This window comes from Pseudomonas sp. RL_105y_Pfl2_101, from assembly GCF_963970585.1.
Lineage (GTDB): Bacteria > Pseudomonadota > Gammaproteobacteria > Pseudomonadales > Pseudomonadaceae > Aquipseudomonas.
In genome coordinates this window covers 112,738-126,852 of record NZ_CAXAPG010000014.1, presented here as the reverse complement: position 1 = coordinate 126,852, position 14,115 = coordinate 112,738, and the positions used below count along the sequence as shown (strand labels likewise).

The following is a 14,115-nucleotide window of genomic DNA, read 5'->3' as shown; positions in this document are numbered from 1 at the left end:
CTTTATCGGCGCTTGGGTGAAAGGAGGAGGGGTGAAATCTCCCACGGTCTGTACTGCGGCTAACAGTCAGAATCGAGCTTTGTCCCTCCTCCTCCCTTCAAGTCCTACCATACAAGCGAGCTTGCTCCGGGCGGCGATCCGACGATGGGGCCGGCACTTATGGCATCAAGTCCGAAGCTCTACCCGGTCCAAGGCTTTGTTCGCCAACAACGTTCCCAGCTCGATCATCTGCGCCACGCCCAACGCCACATGCCGCCGCGAACCGTCCAAGTCAAACAGGAGGTCGCTAAGCACCGTATTGGCCGAGGCCAGGGTTTCGCTGAGGTTGGCTAGCAAGGTTTCGGTGTCAACGTTGTCCGATACGCTGAACAACTGCACCGAGGGTTGGGGTTCTGGTTCGCTGTCGTCAGGCTTGAGGTAATGATCCATCGCGCGGTCGGCGGCTTCTTTCAGCTTTTCGGGGGCGTAGTCGCCGTAGGGAAGGTGGAGGCGGGTTTTGGCATGTCAGAATTATTTTTCAATTGAAGCTCCTTTAAATTAATGGAGCCCAGGACAAAACGTCCGGGCCTGTTGCCCCTTGATTTTTTTCGGACGGTCAAACCCGGTCGCTGAATTGGCAGTGACACCCAAAGGCTAGAGTCCTCGCTTCCTAGGGACAACCTTAAAAACATGTCGGAAACTTCGGTGCGTCTGACAGACCAGCCATCTGATCAGAGATGTTTCGCACAAATTCAGATAGGCTTTTTTTGGATTGAATTGGGTACATATCCGTTGCTGCGGTAACGGCCACTTAGAGTTCCGCCCTGACGGCGGGTCACTTTTGGAAAGAGCGCCAAAAGTAACCAAAAACGCTCTGCCCCACCACTCGGTGCCTCGCCTAGGCTCGGCATGCCCTCACTCCGGCATTGTTCCGTGGGCCCGCGTTTCTCCTGTGGGAGCGAGCCTGCTCGCGATGAGGCCTGCAGACCAACATCCATGTGACTGAACCACCGCCATCGCGAGCAGGCTCGCTCCCACATTGGATCTTCAGCAGACACCATATTCGTGTGCACCCGGAGCTCCTTTGTGGGAGCGAGCCTGCTCGCGATGAGGCCTGCTGCCCAACATCCATGTGACTGAACCACCGCCATCGCGAGCAGGCTCGCTCCCACATTAGATCTTCAGAAGACACGATATTCGTGTGTACCCGGAGCTCCTTTGTGGGAGCGAGCTTGCTCGCGATGAGGCCAGCAGCCCAACATCCATGTGACTGAACCACCGCCATCGCGAGCAGGCTCGCTCCCACATTAGATCTTCAGCAGACACGATATTCGTGTGCACCCGGAGCTCCTTTGTGGGAGCGAGCTTGCTCGCGATGAGGCCAGCAGTCCAACATCCATGTGACTGAACCACCGCCATCGCGAGCAGGCTCGCTCCCACATTTAATCTCCAGTGAACACAAAATTTATGCCCAACACAGAACCACTGTGGGAGCGGGCTTGCTCGCGATGGCGGTGGGTCAGCTTGCATCAGTATTGGATGTACCGCCGTCTTCGCGAGCAAGCTTTGCTCCCACAGATCTGACAGGTGTACGACCGAGAGAACCAGGTCGGCTGTTAGGCCGCCTCGCGGTGGACGTTGATCTCGGGCGCCCCGTTAACCACGATGGCCGAACGCAGGCATTGCGCAGTGGGCAACCCGGCATGGATGCCGGGTTAGCCGCGCTGGGCCATGGATGGCCCTTCGCGGCGGGCCCACGGAGCAATGCCGGAGTGAGGGCACACCGAGCCTAAGCGAGGTGCCGAGTGGTGGGGCAGGAGCGTTTTGGTTACTTTTGACTGGGCCGGCTTCCGGGCTTTTCAAAAGTGACCCGCCGTCAGGGCGGAACCCTAAGCAGCCGTGACCCAGCAACGGATATACACACAAAACCCACACCCAATAAAAAACCCGCTGATCCACTCAGCGGGTTTTTCATTTAGCGATTTAAGCGATTCAAGCGCAGGAAGATCAAAAACCCTCCAACCGCCACACCTCATACGCCGGCGTCTCATAGGGATGGCTGAGCTTCAAAACCTCCACCACCGCACGAATCAACTCATCAGCAACGACAAGCTCCACCTTCCATTCCTCGACCTGCTCAACCTGCCCCGCCTCACCAATGAACGGCTGGCTGCCGTCCAACGGGCGAAACTGGCCCAGGCCCAACACTTGCCAGGCGCAGTGGTCATAGTCGCCGATTCGCCCGCCACCGGCAGCGAATACGGCGCTTTTGACCACGTCCAGATGGCTGGCCGGGACGAAGAAGCAGAGCTTGTACACCGCCTCAGTTCACCCAGACGCGCGCGTTGCGGAACATGCGCATCCATGGCGCGTCTTCGTTCCAGTCGTCCGAACGCCACGAGTTCTGCACCGCGCGGAACACACGCTCCGGGTGCGGCATCATGATCGTGACGCGACCGTCGCGGCTGGTCAGGCCGGTGATCCCGCGCGGCGAGCCGTTCGGGTTGGCCGGGTAGGTTTCGGTGACCTTGCCGTGGTTGTCGACAAAACGCAGCGACACGCAACCGGACAGGTCGGCTTCGAGCAGTGCTTCTTCGCTTTCGAATTCCGCGTGGCCTTCGCCGTGGGCGATGGCGATCGGCATGCGCGAACCGGCCATGCCCTGCAGGAAGATCGAGTTCGACTCCTGGACCTGGACCATTGCCACGCGCGCTTCGAACTGCTCGGAACGGTTACGCACGAAGTGCGGCCAGAACTCGCTGCCCGGGATCAGCTCGTGCAGGTTGGACATCATCTGGCAACCGTTGCACACGCCGAGGGTGAAGCTGTCGGCCCGTTCGAAGAAGCCCTGGAACGCATCGCGGGCGCGGCTGTTGAACAGCGCCGACTTGGCCCAGCCTTCACCGGCCCCAAGTACGTCACCGTAGGAGAAACCGCCGCAAGCGACCATGCCCTTGAAGTCGTTCAGGTCGACACGACCGGCGAGGATGTCGCTCATGTGCACGTCGATCGCGTTGAAACCGGCGCGGTCGAACGCTGCCGCCATCTCCACTTGACCGTTGACGCCCTGCTCGCGCAGGACCGCCACTTGTGGGCGAACACCCTTTTTGATGTAGGGCGCGGCCACGTCATGGTTGACGTCGTAGCTGAGTTTGGCGCTCAAGCCCGGGTTGTCTTCTTCCAGCAGCGCGTCGAATTCCTGCTCGGCGCAGTCGGCGTTGTCGCGCAGGCGCTGGATCTGGTAGCTGGTTTGCGCCCACTGGCGCTGCAACAGGCTGCGCTGGCCTTCGAAGACGGTGTCGCCGTTGAAGGTGATGTTGATGTGGGCGTTGTTGATCGGCTGGCCGATCACCGAGACGCAGTCGGCCAGGCCGGCTGCGCTGAACTGGGCGAGGATGTCCGGGGTGGCGTCCTGGCGAACCTGGATCACCGCGCCCAACTCTTCGTTGAACAGGATGGCCGGAATTTCGGCTTTGGACTCGGCAACGCTGTCGAGGGTCAGGCTCAGGCCGCAGTGACCGGCAAAGGCCATTTCCACCACGGTGGTCAGCAAACCGCCGTCGGAACGGTCGTGGTAAGCCAGCAGGTGACCATCGGCGTTGAGGCCCTGGATGACGGCAAAGAATGCCTTCAGGTCTTCGGCATCGTCGACGTCCGGCGCTTGCGAGCCGAGCTTGCCATGCACCTGGGCCAGGATCGAGGCGCCCATGCGGTTCTGGCCACGGCCCAGGTCGATCAGGATCAGGTCGGTGGTGCCCTTGTCCATGCGCAGTTGCGGGGTCAGGGTCTGGCGGATGTCGGTGACCGGGGCGAAGCCAGTCACGATCAGCGACAGCGGCGAGGTCACGCTCTTGTCCACGCCTTCGTCGTTCCAGCGAGTGGCCATGGACATGGAGTCCTTGCCCACCGGAATGGTGATGCCCAGCTCAGGGCACAGCTCCATGCCGACAGCCTTGACGGTGTCGTACAGGCGGGCGTCTTCACCCGGGTGACCGGCGGCGGACATCCAGTTGGCCGACAACTTGATGTCGGAAATCTTGCCGATGCGCGAAGCCGAGATGTTGGTCAGGGTCTCGCCGATCGCCATGCGGCCCGACGCCGGGGCGTCCAGCAGCGCCAGCGGCGTGCGCTCGCCCATGGCCATGGCTTCGCCGGTGTAGACGTCGAAGCTGGTGGCGGTCACGGCAACGTCAGCCACCGGCACTTGCCACGGGCCGACCATCTGGTCACGGGCCACAAGGCCGGTGATGGTGCGGTCGCCGATGGTGATCAAGAAGCTCTTGCTCGCCACGGCCGGGTGATGCAACACGCGCTCGATGGACTCGGCGAGGTCGAGGGTCGACGGATCGAAATCGTCGCCCAGCTCCGCTTCGCGAACGGCCGAACGGTGCATGCGCGGGGCCTTGCCCAGCAGCACTTCCAGCGGCATGTCCACCGGGCTGTTGCCGAAATGGCTGTCGGTGACGGTCAGTTGCGGCTCGGCGGTGGCTTCACCCACCACGGCGAACGGGCAGCGCTCGCGCTCGCAAATGGCCTGGAAACGTTCGAAGTCGGCCGGACCGACCGCCAGGACGTAACGCTCCTGGGATTCGTTGCTCCAGATTTCGTGCGGGGCCATGCCCGGCTCGTCATTTGGAATGTTGCGCAGTTCGAAGCGGCCACCGCGGCCACCGTCGTTGACCAGTTCCGGGAAGGCGTTGGACAGGCCGCCCGCGCCGACGTCGTGGATGAAGCTGATGGGGTTGTGTTCACCCAACTGCCAGCACCGGTCGATGACTTCCTGGCAACGGCGTTCCATTTCCGGGTTTTCCCGCTGGACCGAAGCGAAGTCCAGGTCGGCCGAGCTGGTGCCGGTGGCCATGGAGGAAGCGGCACCGCCACCCAGGCCGATCAGCATGGCCGGGCCACCGAGGACGATCAGCTTGGAGCCGACCAGGATCTCGCCTTTCTGCACGTGTTCGGCGCGGATGTTGCCCATGCCGCCAGCCAACATGATCGGCTTGTGGTAGCCACGGACTTCCTCGCCACGCGGGGTGGTGATGGATTGTTCGAAGGTACGGAAGTAGCCGGTCAAAGCCGGACGGCCGAATTCGTTGTTGAACGCCGCGCCCCCAAGAGGACCTTCGATCATGATGTCGAGGGCGTTGACGATGCGCTCAGGCTTGCCGTACGGCTTTTCCCACGGCTGTTCGAAGCCAGGGATCTGCAGGTTCGACACGGTGAAGCCGGTCAGGCCGGCCTTGGGCTTGGCACCGCGCCCGGTGGCGCCTTCGTCGCGGATCTCGCCACCGGAACCGGTGGATGCACCCGGGAACGGGGCAATCGCGGTGGGGTGGTTGTGGGTCTCGACCTTCATGAGGATGTGCACCGGCTCCTGGACCGCACCGTACTGGCGGGTCTCAGGGTTCGGGTAGAAACGACCGGCAACGTTGCCGACGATCACCGCCGCGTTGTCCTTGTAGGCCGACAGCACACCTTCGTTGTGCATCTGGTAGGTGTTCTTGATCATGCCGAACAGGCTTTTTTCCTGGTTCTGGCCGTCAAGGTCCCAACTGGCGTTGAAGATCTTGTGGCGGCAGTGCTCGGAGTTGGCCTGGGCGAACATCATCAGTTCGATGTCGTGGGGGTTACGCTTCAAGCCCTGGAAGGCGCTGACCAGGTAATCGATCTCGTCTTCGGCCAGGGCCAGGCCCAGCTCGACGTTGGCTTTTTCCAGCGCGGCACGGCCGCCGCCCAGTACATCGATGGCGGTCAGTGGCTTGGGTTCGGCGTGGCTGAAGAGGCCAGCGGCCTGCTCCAGGTTGCCCAGGACGACCTGGGTCATGCGGTCATGCAGGCCGTCGGCGATCAGTTGGGCCTGGGCCTCGCTGAACTCACCGGCGACATAAAAGGCAATACCGCGCTCCAGGCGCTGGATTTTCGCCAGGCCGCAGTTGCGGGCGATGTCGCTGGCCTTGCTCGACCACGGCGAAATGGTGCCGAAACGCGGCAGTACCAGGAACAGGCGACCGGCCGGCTCCTGGACAGGAACACTGGGACCGTACTTCAGAAGGCGCGCAAGCACCTGCTGTTCGTCGCCGGTCAAACCGCCGGTGACTTCGGCGAAGTGAGCGAATTCAGCATACAAGCCACTGACAGCCGGTACCTTCTGGCTCAGTTGCTCAAGGAGTTTGCTGTGGCGAAAGGCAGAAAGGGCAGGAGCGCCGCGCAGGATCAACATCTTCGGGACAGCCTCGGGAAGGGGGTGTGCTTTGAGGCCGTGCATTCTAGCCTAAACCGCCGGCAACGGCACCCGAAACGGCACGTGCGGTGCTGGCCGAATGTCGGTCTTTGCCCGCACGGCGGTATTGGCCCCCCATGCCAACGCTCCCGAAGAGATATTTTTCAGCGACGCAAAGCCCTGCGCGCCCCGGCCGGCCTGTGTCGCGGACATGTTTTGCAATGGCTAGCAGACTGGCCTTTTGCTGTCGAGATATGGCGGTAGGGGTCGTTTGCGTATACTGCGCAGATGTTTTCCCCAACGGCTTTGCGTCCGCGATATGCCAAATGGCTGATCGCAACCGGACTCTTCCTGGTGCTCAGTGGCTGTGTTGAGAAACCCAACACACTGGAGCGCGTAAAGGAGGATGGCGTGCTGCGGGTGGTTACCCGAAACAGCCCCGCCACCTACTTCCAGGATCGCAATGGTGAAACCGGCTTCGAATACGAGCTGGTGAAGCGCTTCGCCGACGATTTGGGCGTGGAACTGAAGATCGAGACCGCCGACAACCTCAACGATCTGTTCAACCAGATCGGCAAGCCCAACGGCCCGGTACTGGCGGCGGCGGGCCTGGTCAGCAGCGAACAGCGCAAGAAGCAGGTGCGGTTCTCCCGCTCCTACCTGGAAGTCACCCCGCAAATCATCTACCGCAACGGCCAATCACGCCCCACCGATGCGGCGGCCCTGGCGGGCAAGAAGATCATCGTGCTCAAGGGCAGCACTCACGCGGAACAACTGGCGCAGCTTAAACAGCAGTATCCGGGCATCGAATACGAAGAGTCCGACGCCGTCGAAGTTGTCGACCTGCTGCGCATGGTGGATGAGGGCCAGATCGACCTGACGCTGGTGGACTCCAACGAAGTGGCGATGAACCAGGTGTACTTCCCCAACGTGCGCGTGGCGTTCGACCTGGGCGATGCCCGCAGCCAGAGCTGGGCGCTTGCCCTCGGCGAGGACAACAGCCTGCTCAACGAGATCAACAGCTACCTGGACAAGGTGCAGAAGAACGGCACCCTGCAGCGCCTCAAAGACCGTTATTACGGGCACGTTGACGTCCTTGGCTACGTGGGCGCCACCACGTTCGCCCAACACTTGCAGCAACGACTGCCCAAATACGAACAACATTTCAAGGCCTACGCCAAGAAAGAGAAAGTCGACTGGCGCCTACTGGCCGCGATCGGCTATCAGGAATCGCTGTGGCAACCGACGGTCACGTCCAAGACCGGCGTGCGCGGCCTGATGATGCTGACCCAGAACACCGCCCAGGCCATGGGCGTGTCCAACCGCCTGGATCCGAAGCAAAGCATCATGGGCGGTGCCAAGTACCTGGCCTACACGAAGGAGCAGTTGGACGAAAGCATCGAAGAGCCCGACCGCACCTGGTTCGCCCTCGCCGCCTATAACGTGGGCGGCGGTCACCTGGACGACGCCCGCAAACTGGCGGCCAAGGAAGGGCTGAACCCGAACAAGTGGCTGGATGTGAAGAAGATCCTGCCGCGCCTGTCCCAGAAACAGTGGTACCGCAAGACCCGCTATGGCTACGCCCGGGGCGGCGAGCCGGTGCATTTCGTGGCGAACATCCGTCGCTACTACGACATCCTGACCTGGGTGACGCAGCCACAGCTCGAAGGCAACCAGGTGGCCGAGGGCAACCTGCACGTGCCGGGTGTCGACAAGAGCAAGCCGAGCCAGGAATCCCCGCAGCTCTGACAGCCAGACACCCCCCTTAATGTGGGAGCAAGCTTTGCTCCCACAGGGGATGGTGGCGGGATCAGGATTTAGCGGCAGCCAGGATCAGCGCTTTCATTTGCGCCACCGCCGACTTGAACCCGACGAACAACGCATGGGCCACCAGCGCGTGACCGATGTTCAGTTCGTTGATGCCCTTGATGGCCGCGACGGCTTCGACGTTGTGGTAGTGCAGGCCATGGCCGGCGTTGACGATCAGGCCCTTGGCCAGGCCGAAGGCGACGCCGTCAGCCACTCGCTGCAGCTCATCGGCCACATCCGTGGGGGTCTCGGCATCGGCGTAACGGCCCGTGTGTAGTTCGATGGCCGGCGCGCCAACACGCTTGGAAGCCTCGATTTGCCGTTCGTCGGCATCAATGAACAGCGATACCTCGGCGCCGATCTTCGACAGGCGCTCCACCGCCATGCTGATCCGCGCCTCCTGCCCCGCCACGTCGAGGCCGCCCTCGGTGGTCAGCTCCTGGCGAGTCTCCGGCACCAGGCAGATGTGCGCCGGGCGGATGAGCTCGGCGAACGCCATCATTTCTTCGGTCACGCCCATTTCGAAGTTCATGCGGGTTTGCAGCACGTCCTTGAGCAACAGCACGTCACGCTCCTGGATGTGACGACGGTCTTCACGCAGGTGTACGGTGATGCCGTCGGCGCCCGCCTCTTCCGCGTCCAGTGCGGCCTTGACCGGATCCGGGTAACGCGTACCGCGGGCCTGGCGCAGGGTGGCGACGTGGTCGATGTTCACGCCGAGAAGAATGCGATTGCTGGTGCTCACGAAAAGGCTCCTGAATGGACGAATAGTCGGCCCACAGCATACGGGTTGATCAGGGCTTGCGAAACAACTCACGACTGACCAGTGGCCGCCCGCCCAGATGCACGGCCAGGGCCTGACGCATCAGCCGCTTGGCTGCCGACAAGGCGCCTGGTGCACTCCAGTCGGCCTCGGCCATCGCCAGCAGCTCGGCGCCGTTGAACAGCCCCGGTTGCAACAGGTAGACCTGCTCCAGGCCAGCATCCACCTGTAGGCGGTAAAGACCGTCCGCCGCAATAGGTTCGCCATGCAGGTCGGTGTTCAGGGCGAAGCCATAGCCCAGGTCATCCAGCAGCCGCCACTCGAAGGAGCGCAGTAGCGGTTCAAGCGGACGGCCTTCGGCCAGGGCCAGCAGCGTGGCGGCATAGTGGTCGAAGACGGTCGGGTGGGGATCTTCGGCGGGCAGCAGGCGGATCAGCAGTTCATTGAGGTACAAGCCGCTGAACAATGCCTCGCCATTGAGCCAGGCGGCGACGCCATTGCTTTCCATGCGTCCGACATTTTTCAACTCGCCCCGGCCACGGAACTCGACTTCCAGCGGCACGAACGGCCGCGCCAACGTCCCGGCCTTGCCCCGCGCCCCACGCAACACCGCCCGCAGCCGCCCTTGCGGCGTGAGGAAGTCCACCAGGGCGCTGCTCTCGCGGTAGGCGCGGCTGTGGAGGACGTAGGCAGATTGGCCGGTGGGTTGGGTTGGGGGCATGGGAATCAGAGTTCTCAATGAGTAATGCAATTTTACTGACAACCACAAACCACTGTGGGAGCGAGCCTGCTCGCGATGAGGGACTGATATTCAACAGGGATGTTGACTGACAGACCGCTATCGCGAGCAGGCTCGCTCCCACAGTGGAATTCATGCACTCAAGTAAACGATTACAGGTCGCCGTAACCCAACGAACGCAACGCCCGCTCGTCGTCGGACCAGCCGCCCTTCACTTTGACCCACAGGTTGAGCATGATCTTGGAGTCGAACAGCAGCTCCATGTCCTTGCGCGCCTCGGTGCCGATGCGCTTGATGCGCTCGCCCTTGTCGCCAATGATGATTTTCTTCTGGCCGTCACGTTCAACGAGAATCAACGCATGGATGTGCAGGGTCTTGCCCTGTTGCTTGAACTCTTCGATCTCGACCGTGATCTGGTACGGCAGCTCGGCCCCCATCTGGCGCATGATTTTCTCGCGCACCAGTTCGGCGGCGAGGAAACGGCTGCTGCGGTCGGTGATCTGGTCTTCGGGGAAGAAATGATCGTTTTCTGGCAGGTGTTCGGCAATCACCCGCTCCAGCGCGTCGAGGTTATGGCCGTGTTGGGCAGAGATCGGGATGATCTGGGCGTTCGGCAACTGTTCCTGCAACCAGGTCAGGTGCGGCATCAGTTCAGCCTTGTCTTCGATGCGATCGGTCTTGTTCAGCGCCACGATCAAGGGACCTGTCACGTACTGAACGCGTTCGAGGACCATCTGGTCTTCTTCGGTCCACTTGGTGCGGTCGACCACGAAGATCACCACGTCGACGTCTTTCAACGCCGCCGAGGCAGTCTTGTTCATATAGCGGTTCAGGGCCTTTTCGCCGCCCTTGTGCATACCCGGGGTGTCGACGTAGATCGCCTGCACGGCGCCTTCGGTCTTGATGCCCAGCATGTTGTGGCGGGTGGTCTGGGGTTTGCGCGAGGTGATCGCCAGCTTCTGGCCCAGGATGTGGTTCAGCAGCGTGGACTTGCCCACGTTCGGCCGACCGACAATGGCGACATAGCCGCAGCGGGTGACGGTTGTATCAGTCATTGCCATTCTCCACACCCAGGGCAATCAGTGCTGCGGCGGCCGCTACCTGTTCGGCAATACGACGACTCACACCCTGACCCCGGCTTTTTTCGTTCAATAGGACAACTTCGCATTCCACGAAGAAGGTACGGCAATGCGGCTCACCCTGGATATCCACGACTTCGTAGCGCGGCAACTCGCAACTGCGTGATTGCAGGAATTCCTGCAAACGGGTCTTGGGGTCCTTGTTGGTGTCCACCAACGTGAGGCTGTCGATCTCGGAGGTCAGCCAGGCCAGCACGCGTTCGCGCGCCATTTCCATACCCGCATCCAGGTAGATCGCGCCAATCAACGCCTCCAGGGCATCGGCCAGAATCGACTCGCGACGGAAACCGCCGCTTTTCAGCTCACCGGAGCCCAGGCGCAGGTAGTCGCCCAGGTCGAAACCACGGGCCAGTACCGCCAGGGTCTCACCTTTTACCAGGCGCGCGCGTAAACGCGACAACTGGCCTTCGCGGGCCAGCGGAAAACGCTCGAACAGCGCCTCACCGGCCACAAAATTGAGGATGGCATCACCGAGGAATTCGAGGCGCTCGTTGTTGCGCCCGGCAAAACTGCGGTGAGTGAGGGCCAGGAGCATCAGGTCCTGGTCCTTGAAGGTGTAACCGAGCTGACGCTCGAGACGGCTTAGAGAAACGCTCACGGTTTACCCACGCTGAGTTCGTGGCTGGATTCCACCGCCGCGGCAGCAAGGCGCCGTTGGCTTGGGACAATTAACGCTGTGTTCAAAAATACGTCCTGACTATCGTTGGCTTCATGCCTTCGGGCAACCTTGTGCAGGCTCCAGAAAAGCATTCGGCGCTGTGTTCAACAGCGCCGTGTGTGATTACTTGATCAGGCCAACCCGCGAGAAATTCGGCAGGTGACTGAGTTTGGGTTCCGGCCAGCTCATCCAGACCGCAAAGGCCTTGCCGACGATGTTCCGGTCCGGGACCATGCCCAGCAGGTCCTTGGGAATGTTCGGATCATCCCAGTACCGGCTGTCGTTGGAGTTGTCGCGGTTGTCGCCCATCATGAAGTAGTGCCCCGCCGGCACGGTCCACGAATGGTCCGGTGCAGCGCGGTAGCGGCTCATTTCCTTGCGGATCAGGTGCTCGGCCTCGCCGAGTTTTTCCTGGTAGAACTCGGCACTGCCCAATGTGCCCGGCTCGGAGCCGATCAGCTGTTCAGCCACCGATTCGCCATTGACGAACAGGCGCTTGTCGGCGGTGTAGCGGACCGTGTCGCCCGGCAAGCCGACGACACGCTTGATGTAGTTGACGCTCGGGTCGCTCGGGAAGCGGAACACCATAACATCGCCGCGTTGCGGGTCACCCACCTCGATGACCTTCTTGTCGATCACCGGCAGGCGGATCCCGTAGGAGAACTTGTTCACCAGGATGAAGTCGCCCACGTCCAGGGTCGGCTTCATCGAGCCAGACGGGATCTGGAACGGTTCCACCAGGAACGAACGCAGCACCAGCACGATGAACAGCACCGGAAAGAACGACTTGCCGTATTCGACCAGCAGCGGTTCCTTGTTGAGTTTTTCGACCACCATACCATCAGGCTGGCTGACGCTGCCCTGATAAGAGGCGATGGCCGCCCGGCGCCGAGGCGCCAGGAACAACAGATCAAGCAACGCCAACAGGCCGCAGACAAACACGGCGATAACCAGCAACAGCGGGAAATTTAGCGACATAGGACCTAACTATCCAACCTGAGCACCGCAAGGAAGGCTTCCTGTGGAATTTCCACGTTACCGACCTGCTTCATGCGTTTTTTACCGGCCTTCTGCTTTTCCAACAGCTTGCGCTTACGGCTGACGTCGCCACCGTAGCATTTGGCCAATACGTTCTTTCTGAGCGCCTTGACGGTTGTACGCGCCACAATCTGCCCGCCAATGGCGGCCTGGATTGCCACATCGAACATCTGCCGCGGAATCAGTTCCTTCATCTTCTCGGTCAATGCACGACCTTTGTAGTGCGCGTTGTCACGGTGCACGATCAAGGCCAGGGCATCGACTTTCTCACCGTTGATCAGCACATCCAGCTTCACCAGATTAGCCGATTGGTAACGATCGAAATGATAGTCCAGCGAAGCATAGCCGCGACTGGTGGATTTAAGCCGGTCGAAGAAGTCCAGCACCACTTCGTTCATCGGCAGGTCGTAGGTCACCTGGACCTGCGTGCCGAGGAACAGCATGTCGTGCTGCACACCGCGCTTCTCGATGCACAGGGTAATGACGTTACCCAGGTGTTCCTGAGGCACAAGGATGTTGGCCCGCACGATCGGCTCGCGCATGTCCTCGATGGCCGACAGGTCCGGCAACTTGGACGGGTTGTCGACGTAGAGGGTTTCGCCATTTTTGAGCAACAGTTCGAAGATAACCGTCGGTGCCGTGGTGATCAGGTCCAGGTCGTACTCGCGCTCCAGGCGCTCCTGGATGATTTCCATGTGCAACATGCCCAGGAACCCGCAGCGGAAGCCGAAGCCCAGGGCATCGGAGCTTTCCGGGGTGTATTGCAGGGACGAGTCGTTCAGGGTCAGCTTTTGCAGGGCTTCGCGAAAATCCTCGAAATCGTCGGAGCTGACCGGGAACAGGCCGGCATAGACCTGCGGCTGGATGCGTTTGAAACCTGGCAGTACATCGACGTCGGGGGTGGAACTCAAGGTCAGGGTGTCGCCAACCGGCGCCCCGTGGATGTCCTTGATGCCGGCGATGATGAAGCCCACTTCACCGGCTTTCAGGTCTACGGTGGCGGTGTGTTTCGGGTTGAATACACCGACGCTGTCCACCAGGTGGATCTTGCCGGTGGACTTGACCAGGATCTTGTCGCCCTTCTTCACGCGGCCATGGCGCACGCGAACCAGGGAAACCACGCCCAGGTAGTTGTCGAACCAGGAGTCGATGATCAACGCTTGCAGCGGATCTTCGATGTTGCCGGTCGGCGCGGGAATGGTGCGCACCAGGCGCTCGAGCACTTCGGCCACGCCCAGGCCGGTCTTGGCACTGCAAGTAACCGCGTCGGTGGCGTCAATGCCGATGATTTTCTCGATTTCTTCCTTCACGCGGTCCGGATCGGCCTGGGGCAGGTCGATCTTGTTCAGCACCGGCATGACTTCCAGGCCCTGCTCGATGGCCGTGTAGCAGTTGGCAACCGACTGGGCTTCGACGCCCTGGCCAGCATCGACCACCAGCAGCGCACCCTCGCAGGCCGCCAGCGACCGGCTGACTTCATAGGTGAAGTCGACGTGGCCTGGGGTGTCGATGAAGTTCAGCTGATAGGTGATGCCGTCACCGGCCTTGTAGTAAAGGGTAACGCTGTGGGCCTTGATGGTGATCCCGCGCTCACGCTCGAGATCCATGGAATCCAGGACCTGGGCTTCCATTTCACGCTCGGCCAGACCGCCGCACATCTGGATGAAGCGATCGGCCAGCGTCGACTTGCCATGGTCAATGTGGGCGATGATGGAGAAATTGCGGATATGACTCAAATCACTCACGGATCAACACTCAAAAAGGCTGCAG

The 14,115-nt window shown here is 61.2% G+C and carries 9 protein-coding genes and 1 pseudogene; 1 reads left to right on the top strand and 9 read right to left on the bottom strand.

All coding sequences use genetic code 11. The annotated features are described in order from the left end of the window. Positions 1–165: 165 nt before the first annotated feature. From AACY31_RS16915 to purL, 3 genes and pseudogenes are all read right to left on the bottom strand, one after another. Positions 166–503 (bottom strand): annotated as a pseudogene (locus tag AACY31_RS16915) (DUF6124 family protein). Between the two features lie 1,483 nt (positions 504–1,986). Beyond that, positions 1,987–2,298 (bottom strand): YqfO family protein, encoded by a 312-nt coding sequence (locus tag AACY31_RS16910; protein WP_339478239.1) that lies wholly within the window; start codon positions 2,296–2,298, stop codon positions 1,987–1,989. Between the two features lie 4 nt (positions 2,299–2,302). Then, positions 2,303–6,199, bottom strand: a complete 3,897-nt coding sequence (gene purL, locus AACY31_RS16905) for a phosphoribosylformylglycinamidine synthase (protein WP_339478237.1) — start codon at positions 6,197–6,199, stop codon at positions 2,303–2,305. Positions 6,200–6,487: 288 nt separating this feature from the next. Here purL and mltF point away from each other — a divergent pair, with 288 nt between their 5' ends. After that, positions 6,488–7,948 carry a membrane-bound lytic murein transglycosylase MltF gene (gene mltF / locus AACY31_RS16900; RefSeq protein ID WP_339478234.1) on the top strand — a complete coding sequence of 487 codons (1,461 nt, stop codon included), beginning with the start codon at positions 6,488–6,490 and terminating at the stop codon, positions 7,946–7,948. Between the two features lie 61 nt (positions 7,949–8,009). On the opposite strand, the gene pdxJ is transcribed toward mltF, so the two are convergent. From pdxJ to lepA, 6 genes are all read right to left on the bottom strand, one after another. Further along, positions 8,010–8,753: a pyridoxine 5'-phosphate synthase gene (gene pdxJ / locus AACY31_RS16895; RefSeq protein ID WP_339478232.1), complete on the bottom strand. Its 744-nt coding sequence runs from the start codon at positions 8,751–8,753 to the stop codon at positions 8,010–8,012. Between the two features lie 49 nt (positions 8,754–8,802). Continuing rightward, complete coding sequence (recO, locus tag AACY31_RS16890; protein ID WP_339504819.1) at positions 8,803–9,492, bottom strand: DNA repair protein RecO; 690 nt, start codon at positions 9,490–9,492, stop codon at positions 8,803–8,805. 170 nt (positions 9,493–9,662) lie between these two features. Further along, a complete protein-coding gene (gene era / locus AACY31_RS16885; RefSeq protein ID WP_003205264.1) occupies positions 9,663–10,565 on the bottom strand; it encodes a GTPase Era in 903 nt (300 codons plus the stop codon). Further along, positions 10,558–11,247 carry a ribonuclease III gene (gene rnc / locus AACY31_RS16880; RefSeq protein ID WP_003205268.1) on the bottom strand — a complete coding sequence of 230 codons (690 nt, stop codon included), beginning with the start codon at positions 11,245–11,247 and terminating at the stop codon, positions 10,558–10,560. The genes era and rnc overlap by 8 nt, the downstream gene beginning before the upstream one ends. 183 nt (positions 11,248–11,430) lie before the next feature. After that, positions 11,431–12,285 carry a signal peptidase I gene (gene lepB, locus AACY31_RS16875; RefSeq protein ID WP_339478228.1) on the bottom strand — a complete coding sequence of 285 codons (855 nt, stop codon included), beginning with the start codon at positions 12,283–12,285 and terminating at the stop codon, positions 11,431–11,433. A gap of 5 nt (positions 12,286–12,290) precedes the next feature. Continuing rightward, complete coding sequence (gene lepA / locus AACY31_RS16870) at positions 12,291–14,090, bottom strand: translation elongation factor 4 (protein ID WP_339478225.1); 1,800 nt, start codon at positions 14,088–14,090, stop codon at positions 12,291–12,293. Positions 14,091–14,115: the final 25 nt, after the last annotated feature.

What these genes read in the sequence shown, in the direction of transcription:
- lepB (WP_339478228.1), bottom strand. Translation starts at nt 12,285, where the DNA reads ATGTCGCTAAATTTCCCGCTGTTGCTGGTTATCGCCGTGTTTGTCTGC.
- mltF (WP_339478234.1), top strand. Translation starts at nt 6,488, where the DNA reads ATGTTTTCCCCAACGGCTTTGCGTCCGCGATATGCCAAATGGCTGATC.
- purL (WP_339478237.1), bottom strand. Translation starts at nt 6,199, where the DNA reads ATGTTGATCCTGCGCGGCGCTCCTGCCCTTTCTGCCTTTCGCCACAGC.
- recO (WP_339504819.1), bottom strand. Translation starts at nt 9,492, where the DNA reads ATGCCCCCAACCCAACCCACCGGCCAATCTGCCTACGTCCTCCACAGC.
- era (WP_003205264.1), bottom strand. Translation starts at nt 10,565, where the DNA reads ATGACTGATACAACCGTCACCCGCTGCGGCTATGTCGCCATTGTCGGT.